3 protein-coding genes are annotated in these 3,861 nt (G+C 71.9%); 1 reads left to right on the top strand and 2 read right to left on the bottom strand.

Features of this window, described 5'->3' with window-relative positions; genetic code table 11:
• Positions 1-172: 172 nt before the first annotated feature.
• Both ABT085_RS44920 and ABT085_RS44915 read right to left on the bottom strand, forming a co-directional pair.
• A complete protein-coding gene (locus ABT085_RS44920) occupies positions 173-895 on the bottom strand; it encodes an ABC transporter ATP-binding protein (RefSeq protein WP_351622600.1) in 723 nt (240 codons plus the stop codon).
• A gap of 98 nt (positions 896-993) precedes the next feature.
• Positions 994-2,430 carry an ABC transporter permease gene (locus ABT085_RS44915; protein ID WP_351622597.1) on the bottom strand — a complete coding sequence of 479 codons (1,437 nt, stop codon included), beginning with the start codon at positions 2,428-2,430 and terminating at the stop codon, positions 994-996.
• Positions 2,431-2,648: 218 nt separating this feature from the next.
• Between ABT085_RS44915 and ABT085_RS44910 the strand changes: the two genes are divergently transcribed.
• The coding region (locus tag ABT085_RS44910; protein WP_351622594.1) for a D-alanyl-D-alanine carboxypeptidase family protein at positions 2,649-3,861 on the top strand (1,213 nt) is incomplete at its 3' end.

Below are 3,861 nucleotides of genomic sequence, written 5' to 3'. Positions count from 1 at the left end.
GGCCGCCGGCACCGTGAACTCGTACACCAGGGCGTCCTGCCGTGGGGGCCCCCCCCGGGGCGGGTTATCAAGCGGGCGCGCGGGCGGGGGGGGGGGGGGCCGCGGCGCCCCCCCCCCCGGGGCGCCCGCCCCGCCCCCCGGCAGGGGACCGCCCCCGCCGGCCGCCGCGGGCTCAGTACGCCCGGGCGCCGGGCGCCTGCTGCGCGTACTGGCGTGCGCCGGCCTGCTCGGTCAGGGTGATCTGGCCGGCCTTGATGGTGGCCAGCCGCGGCGCCCGGCGGGCGATCGACGAGTCGTGGGTGACCATGACGAAGGTCAGCCCGTACTCGTGCCACAGGCCCTCCAGCAGGCCCATGATGTCGTCGCGGGTGCCCTCGTCGAGGTTGCCGGTGGGCTCGTCGGCGAGCAGCACCTTCGGCTTCTTCACCAGCGCGCGGGCGATGGCCACCCGCTGCTGCTGGCCGCCGGACAGCTCGGTCGGGACATGGCCGAGCCGCTCCCCGAGGCCGACCGAGCGCAGCGCCTCGGCCGCCCGCTCGCGCCGCTCGGCGGGCTTGACGCCCAGCGGGACGAGCGCGGTCTCGACGTTCTCCTGCGCGGTCAGCGTCGGGATCAGGTTGAACGCCTGGAAGATGATGCCGATCTTCTCGGCGCGCAGCCGGGTCAGCCTGGCCTCGCTGATGCCGGCGAGGTCCACGCCGTCCAGTTCGACGCTGCCCGCGGAGGGACGGTCCAGGCCGCCGATCATCTGCAGCAGCGTCGACTTGCCGCCGCCGGTGGGGCCCTGGATGACGAGCTGGTCGCCGTCCTCGATCGTGAGGTCGACGCCGCGCAGCGCCTCCACCGTCTCCTTGCCCCGGGTGTAGCGCTTGGTGACGCCGGTCAGTCTGTACATGGGTGCTCCGTGACTTGAGGAGGAGGAAGGGAGGAAGGGAGGTGGGGCGCCGCCTCCCGGGGGGAAGGGTGAGGCGACGCCCCGGTATCGGGGGGTGGTTACGAGACGCTGCGCAGCGCGTCGGCCGGACGCATCCGGGAGGCACGCCAGCCGCCCATCGCACCGGCGATCAGACCGCCGGCGACCGCGAGGCCCACCGCGAGCACGATGGTGGTCACCGACACCGGCGCGGACAGGGCGATCTCCATGGTGTTCTGGGCCGACTGCCGGCCGGGGCCGCCGCCGCCCGGACCGCCGCCCATGCCGCCGGTGCTGCCGAGCTGCGCGGTCAGCTTCGGGCTGATCGCGGTGACCGTGTACGCGGCCGCCAGGCCCAGGCCGATGCCGAGGGCGCCGCCGAGCAGACCGTTGACCATGGACTCGCCGACCACCTGCCGGGTCACCCGGCGGCTCGGCCAGCCGAGCGCCTTCAGCGTGCCGAACTCGCGCACCCGGCGGGAGACGGCCGAGGAGGTCAGCAGCGCGGCCACCAGGAACGCGGCGGCCAGCACCGCGATCGACAGCCACTTGCCGACGCTGGTCGCCAGGTCGGAAGCGGTGGACAGGGAGCCGGAGACGGTCTCGGCGAGGTCGGCCGAGGTGGTGACCGTCGTACCCGAGATGTTCTTCTGGATGGTCGCCTTGACCGTGTCGATCTGCTGCGAGTCGGTCGCCTTGACGTAGATCGTGGTGACCTTGTTCTTGGCGTCGCCGAGCGTCTGGGCCTGCTTCAGGGGCAGGTAGACGTCCGTGGTGGAGTCGCTGCTGTCGGGCGTCGCGATGCCGATGACCGTGTACTTGGTGCCGGAGATCTTGAAGGTCGAGCCGACCTTGTACTTGTTCTCCTTGGCGTACGACTTGCCGACCACGGCGACCTTGGCGTTCGTCTCCGCGGCGGTGAAGGTCCGGCCGGAGGTGATCTTGGACGTGGACAGCGGGCCCAGGTCCTGGTTCGTGACGTCGACGCCGCCGACCGAGTACGAGTTGACGTCGAACGAGGCGCCGCCGCCCTGCACCTGCGGCATGCTGCCGCCGCTGCCGCCGGGGACGCCCTGGCCGCCGGTGGAGCTCTTGGCCTTGCCCTGGGTGAAGGAGCCGTCGACCTTGGTGACGTTCAGGCTGAGCGCGCCGACCGCGCCGGCCACGCCCTTCTGCGCGGCGACCTCGGCCACGAGCGAGGACGCCAGCGCCTGACCGCCCTGCGTCATCACCCGGTCCGAGCTCTGCGTGGCGTCGTCGTCCTCGGACTTCGCGTCGAACTGGAAGTTCGGCCGTCCGGAACTGTCGCCGGTGGGCGCCGTACGGGCCTTGGTGACCGTCATGTCGGTGCCGAGGCCGTAGAGCGACTGAAGGACCTTGTCCTGGGCCTGGGTCATGCCGGCCGACACCGAGTTCACGGTGATGACCAGGGCGATACCGAGCGCCAGACCCAGTGCGATGACCAGAGCCGCCTTCTTGCGCCGGCTCAGCTCGCGCTTGAGATAGATGCCAAACATCCCGTTCCTCGAGGTTCTTGGCGCCCGCTGTGGGCGCGGCCACAAGCTAGGAAGAAACCTTTGAGTCCCCCTGAGTAGGGGATGTGCGGGAACTGAGAATGTGCGGCCCCGGATCAAAGTTCCATCAGACAGCCGATTCCTAGGCCGTGATGGGCCCGCTGCCAGGAAACCCCTGTTCAATGCCCCGTCAGGGCTTCCTTCGTGGGCTTGGCAGGCTCATGAGGGGACCCGCCGTACGGCGCCGCGCACGCGCTTTGTACGGTCCCGGAGTGAGTGAATCCTCTCGGCTGTCCCGGCGCTCCCTGCTCGCCCTCGCCGCGGCCGCCCCGCTGGCCGCCACCCTGCCCGCTTCCGCCTCCGCGGCCCCCTCCGCCACGAAGGGCGCGACCTCCTCGCCGACCCCCACGATCGGCACGGCCGCCACGGTGATCGGCGGTGAGCGGCTGGGGCGGCCCGGGGTCCAGGTGAGCGGCGCCGGCGGGCTGCCCGGGAAGCTCTCCGCCCGCTCCTGGCTGGTCGCCGACCACGACACCGGCGAGGTGCTGGCCTCCTTCCGCGCGCACCAGCGCCTGGCCCCCGCGTCCACGCTGAAGATGCTGTTCGCCGACACGGTCCTGGCGAAGTTCGACCGGACCGCGCGCTACACGGTCACCGACGCCGACCTGGTCGGCATACCCTCGGGCTCCAGCCTCGTCGGCATCAAGGCCGGAATCACCTACACCGTCGAGCAGTTGTGGCTGGGCGTCTTCCTGCGCTCGGGCAACGACGCGGTGCACGTGCTCTCGCTGATGAACGGCGGTCTGGCGCGCACGGTCGCCGAGATGCAGGCCAGGGCCGTGGACCTCCAGGCCATGGACACGCACGTGGTCAGCCCGGACGGCTTCGACCACAAGGGGCAGTTGTCGTCGGCGTACGACCTCACGCTCTTCGCCCGGCACGGGCTCGAGAACGCCGACTTCCGCGAGTACTGCGGGACGCGGACGGCCGATTTCCCCGCGGGCGGGAAGAAGACCTTCCAGATCCAGAACACCGACCGTCTGCTGTCGGGTGCGTACGGGGTGAAGACGTACCCGGGCCTGATAGGCGTGAAGAACGGCTACACCAGCCACGCGGGCAACACCTTCACCGGCGCCGCCACCCGCGGCGGCCGCACCCTGATCGTCACCGTGATGCATCCCGAGAGCGGTTACAACTCCGTCTACGAGGAGACGGCCGCGCTGCTCGACTGGGGCTTCACGAAGGGCGGTTCGGCGCGCCCGGTGGGCACCCTGGCACAGCCGCTGAGCGAGGGCGGGGCGAGTGCGTCGCCGTCGCACAAGGCGGCGCGGGCGGCGGCCGGAGCGCCGGGCGCGGCGGCGGGCGACGACGCCTCGCCGTGGCGGCTGGTGGAGGGCGGCGCGGCGTCGCTCGCGCTGGTGGCAGGCGGGGCGT

It is taken from the genome of Streptomyces sp. NPDC002265 (genome assembly GCF_040296125.1).
In the GTDB taxonomy this organism is placed as follows: domain Bacteria; phylum Actinomycetota; class Actinomycetes; order Streptomycetales; family Streptomycetaceae; genus Streptomyces.
The sequence above is the reverse complement of the archived record's forward strand: the minus strand, read 5'-3'. Positions and strand labels throughout refer to the sequence as shown.

What these genes read in the sequence shown, in the direction of transcription:
- ABT085_RS44920 (WP_351622600.1), bottom strand. Translation starts at nt 895, where the DNA reads ATGTACAGACTGACCGGCGTCACCAAGCGCTACACCCGGGGCAAGGAG.
- ABT085_RS44915 (WP_351622597.1), bottom strand. Translation starts at nt 2,430, where the DNA reads ATGTTTGGCATCTATCTCAAGCGCGAGCTGAGCCGGCGCAAGAAGGCG.